General features: G+C 55.9%; 3 protein-coding genes. All 3 read right to left on the reverse strand.

Annotated elements, in window-relative coordinates:
- Positions 1–125: 125 nt before the first annotated feature.
- A complete protein-coding gene (locus KNP79_RS15475) occupies positions 126–1,418 on the reverse strand; it encodes a methyl-accepting chemotaxis protein (RefSeq protein WP_215192923.1) in 1,293 nt (430 codons plus the stop codon).
- 123 nt (positions 1,419–1,541) lie between these two features.
- Positions 1,542–1,865: a hypothetical protein gene (locus KNP79_RS15480; RefSeq protein WP_214707199.1), complete on the reverse strand. Its 324-nt coding sequence runs from the start codon at positions 1,863–1,865 to the stop codon at positions 1,542–1,544.
- Between the two features lie 10 nt (positions 1,866–1,875).
- Entirely contained in the window at positions 1,876–2,703 is an 828-nt protein-coding gene (locus KNP79_RS15485; protein ID WP_215192924.1) for a GNAT family N-acetyltransferase, read from the reverse strand.
- Between the last annotated feature and the right edge of the window lie 138 nt (positions 2,704–2,841).

Raw genomic sequence — 2,841 nt, forward strand, 5'->3', positions numbered from 1 at the left:
TCAACGGGCGACCGAGAAAGTGCCTGGACTGGAAAACCGCACACGAGGCCTTCACCGAGGAAGTGTTGCGCTTAATTTGACAAACCGTCACATAGAAAAACGACCCATCGCTGGGCCGCTCCTTCTTACGCTTCCACTTTCACTTGCTCCGTCTCGTTCTGCAAACTCTCCGCGACACGGACGAGCTCCGTCATCGCGCCGTTCACTTCACCGAGACTGGCCGCCTGTTGGCTCGCCGCTGACGTGACTTCCGTAGCATAACGTGACGCCTCTTCGACCATGCCAACGATGCCGGCAGAGTTTGTGACGACCGAGTCAATCTGGCCACGCGACTCATCTAAGAGCGCATCGACCGAATGGACGTGGCTGTACACTTCGTTCGCCGAGTTGTGGATCGACGCAAACGCACCGCCCGCCTTCTCGACGAGACCGACGCCCGTCTCCACTTCCGCTTTCACGTTCGCCATCGATGACGACGTGTCGCCAACCAAACGTTTGACGTCGACAATCAAATCCGTGATCTCTTGCGTCGAGTTCGCCGTCTGTTCGGCAAGCTTCTTGACCTCGGCCGCGACGACTGCGAAGCCGCGTCCATGCTCTCCGGCGCGTGCCGCTTCAATTGACGCGTTCAAGGCGAGCAAGTTCGTCTGCGCCGAGATGTCGCTGATAACGTCCGTGATACGCGAGATTTCGCCTGTCATTTCTGTCAACTTGCTGTTGAGCGTCGACGACTGCTCGACTTTGCCAGCAATCGCATGCATCGCATCGACCGACGACGAGGCGAGCCCTTTGCCGCTCTCCGCTTCTTGTTGCATCTCGCTTGCCGAATCGAGCGCCGAGCCCATCTCCTTACGGATGTTCTCCATCGTCCGAGCGACGGCACCGAGCAAATCCATCGAGCTGTATGTCGCGTTGACGTTATCCTCGAGCATCTTGTTCAAGGCGTCCATCGCTTGACGGATGTTCTCGCCGGCGATATTCCCTTCTTGGACCGCTGCCGCGATTTCTTGCGCCGAACCGGTGAGCTGGTCCGCCGTGTAACGCATGTTCGTCCCTTGTTCCCGCAGGTGTCCGACCATGTTGTCCATCGACAAGAGCAGACGTCCCATCTCCGAACGGTCTGTCGTCGTCTCGCTCGCGAACACGACCGTCAAATCGCCATTGCCGACCTCGACCGCCTTATCTGACGCCGATTCGATCGCCTTGAGCGGGCGACGGGCGATCAAGTAGATGACAGCTCCACCTAAACCTGAAATGAGCAACGCCACGGCCGTCCCGACGAGCATGACCTGTCCTTTCGCCATCTCAAGCTCGGTGAGCAGCAAGAGCGTGATCCAGCCGACCGCTCCGCCCGTAATAAAGGATGTGACCAAAATCCAAGCGAGCAGTTGGGTCGTAAAGTTTTTGAATAGCTTCACTATGAGTTCCTCCTCTGTGTAATTCATCACCTACTATATCGTCCGATTGCCAGCTTTTGTATAGCGTTTTCAGTTGAAGTTTTGGTCAATGAAAAAACGCCCCCGTCTCCGAGAGCGTTCAATTCAAAATCGGTCGTCTTCTTTTGTCATGTGCACTTGTTCGCGCGGTGTCAAAAGCGCGTCGATTGCGAGTGCTAGCGCGGCCGCCCAGTGCAGCATCATGCCGAGGAACGGGATGAACCCGAGCACCGACGCCGTGATGCCGACGATCGGCCCGACCGAAATCCGCTTCAGCCGCGTGATCGACAAGACGAGCACGACGATGTGGAACACGAGCATGAACCCGAGCGGCATATAACCCATGCTGATGATGAACAGCCCACCGAGCGCCGGGATGCCGAGCAGCGCCTCAAAGGCGGCACCCATCCATTTCAAATTCCGAACCATCTGTCTCACCTCACAGTTCTAACAAATAGAATTCATAGCCGCCGTTCTCCGCGAACCCGGCCCGCTTGTAAATCTCGAGCGCGGCCTTGTTTTCCGTCTCGACGTCGAGCTCGAGTTTCGTCCGTCCCATGCGGAACAGTTGCTGGACCATCTGCTTCAACATCTTCGTGCCGTAACCTTTTCCTTGCTCGTCCGCCTTGACGCCGAACGCGTGGATGCTACCGGCATCTTCGCCCGAAAGGAGGGCACGAATGACCCCGATCGGACGACCGTCGACCTCACCGATGTACGTCACGCGGTCCGGCGTATCGATCTGTTGATAGATGTTCTCCGTCACGTCGACCGGGTCGCCGAACGCTTCAGAGAGCGTCTCGATGATGAGCGGACGGTCGGCGTCCGTCGCCTCGCGGAGCGACACTTCGTCCGGCTTCAAGAACAGCTCGGCTTTTTTAAGGACCAAGTTATATTCTGAGAACTGGTACGCCGCGCCAAGACGATCGATGACCGCCTTGCCGTCCTTCGATTTGCGATCGATGACGAACGTGAACGCCTCACAATCGTTCTGTTTCGCATCCTGTTTCGCCGTTTCAAAGAGTGCCGTGAAGACACCTTGCTTCCGGTAGTCCGGATGCACGAGCGCATTCACTTCATACTCGTTCGGGAGATATGGGAAAAGTACCATATAGCCGACGAGCGTATCATTGTCATAGACGGCGTAATCGTTCTGACCGACCGCCACATGTCCGAGTTTCACGTCAATCTTGTCAAATGCATTGACCGCTGCCTCGAGCGCCGCCACCTGTTCTGCTTGTCTCACTTCTTCTACTGTCCAATTCATGTGATCACCTCACGTCATATTGTAGCACAATCGAAAAAGCCCGCCGTAGTGATATGCTCCCCAATAGGTAGACAGATGAAATAACAAATCTGTTTATCTGATTGGGGAGTGTTTTTTATGTCGAAAAGTCGGCATTCG

The organism is Exiguobacterium sp. s7, assembly GCF_018618195.1.
Classification (GTDB): domain Bacteria; phylum Bacillota; class Bacilli; order Exiguobacteriales; family Exiguobacteriaceae; genus Exiguobacterium; species Exiguobacterium mexicanum_A.

What these genes read in the sequence shown, in the direction of transcription:
- KNP79_RS15480 (WP_214707199.1), bottom strand. Translation starts at nt 1,865, where the DNA reads ATGGTTCGGAATTTGAAATGGATGGGTGCCGCCTTTGAGGCGCTGCTC.
- KNP79_RS15485 (WP_215192924.1), bottom strand. Translation starts at nt 2,703, where the DNA reads ATGAATTGGACAGTAGAAGAAGTGAGACAAGCAGAACAGGTGGCGGCG.